Origin of the sequence: Microcoleus sp. Pol12B4 (assembly GCF_036701385.1) — a bacterium.
Taxonomy (GTDB): Bacteria; Cyanobacteriota; Cyanobacteriia; order Cyanobacteriales; family Microcoleaceae; genus Microcoleus.
Genome location: NZ_JAUBQR010000467.1, coordinates 1 through 1,143 on the forward strand (window position 1 = coordinate 1; position 1,143 = coordinate 1,143).

A 1,143-nucleotide genomic window follows, 5' to 3' on the forward strand; every position below is an offset into this window, starting at 1 on the left:
CAATTCGCAAGCTGTTTTATGCGGAGTTGCCGAAGGGTAAGTATGCCAATATGCACGCCGAAATATTTGAGTTTCATCTGAATATGGACAAAATTAAACAGGTGAAGTTTGAAACGGGCGAGGCTAAAAGAGGCAATTTTACTACTTATGCAATCCGTTTTATGGACGAACAAAGTGAGGCTGCTTTGAGCGCATTTTTGCAGTGGGGAAAGCCGGGGGAATACGAACCAGGACAGGTGGAGCATTGGCAGGAATTGAAGGAAAAATACGGGGAGTTTTGGGAACCCGCACCTGTTGAGGCGCTTTAAAACATAGATTTTTCCACCTTGAAATTGCATATTGGGGGCGGGCAGGATGCTCAACCCCTACTCCCCACAAGCAGAACATTTATTTTTGTGCAACAGGTATCTTGCCTGTTTATGAAAAGTGTATAAAATATGATGTTTAACTGATTTATTGTCTAATTTATGAATTAATGAACCGCAGAGAACGCCCAGAAGAGATAAAGAAGAGAAAAAGGGACAGAAAATTAGTTGTTTGAATGTAATTGGGTATGAAGGTAATTTGGAGTTTTTGTTTGGTTTTACTGGTGTTACTGTGGGATGGTGGTGCGAGGGCGGGGGTTTTGGGCGATCGCATATCCAGTTTTCCCAATTGGGAAAGCAAGCCTCCTATCGCTGTAGCTAAGGGAGATTTGGTATATCCAGACTGGATGGCGGGGAATTGGAATGTTGCTAGCACTTTGGTAGATTTAGCCGCTCCTTTAGCGCCAAATATTGTGACGCCAGGGTTTGAAAGTAACCGCCAGTATTTGCAGCAACCAGTATTATTTAAAGTGCGATTTCAACCTGAAAAAAATCGTGGCTTGATTTCTAATTATACCTTTAAAAAAGCTCAAAAGATTGTAGCCGATCGCACTTTTAACGGTTTGAATATTGCCAAGGCTTATTTAGGCGACGATGGCGTACTTTCGGTGAAAGTCGATCCGACCAATCCCAACCGCCAAATTACTGTTTTGAAATGGGAACGCCAATTAATTTCGATTGTTACCAGTCGGGGAGCTGAGACGCCGAATCCTCGCGAGTTTGTGTCTACAGAGATTTCTCAGCAGATTTTTCGGGGAGAGTCTGATATTTATTTAAA

2 protein-coding genes are annotated in these 1,143 nt (G+C 42.6%); both read left to right on the plus strand.

The annotated features are described in order from the left end of the window. Positions 1-308, plus strand: a 308-nt coding sequence (locus QUA38_RS29090) for a heme utilization protein HuvX (protein WP_333168016.1), incomplete at its 5' end; no start/stop codon positions are given. Positions 309-553: 245 nt separating this feature from the next. Beyond that, positions 554-1,143 (plus strand): DUF6816 family protein (locus tag QUA38_RS29095; RefSeq protein WP_333168019.1); only part of this gene is annotated, 590 nt, incomplete at its 3' end.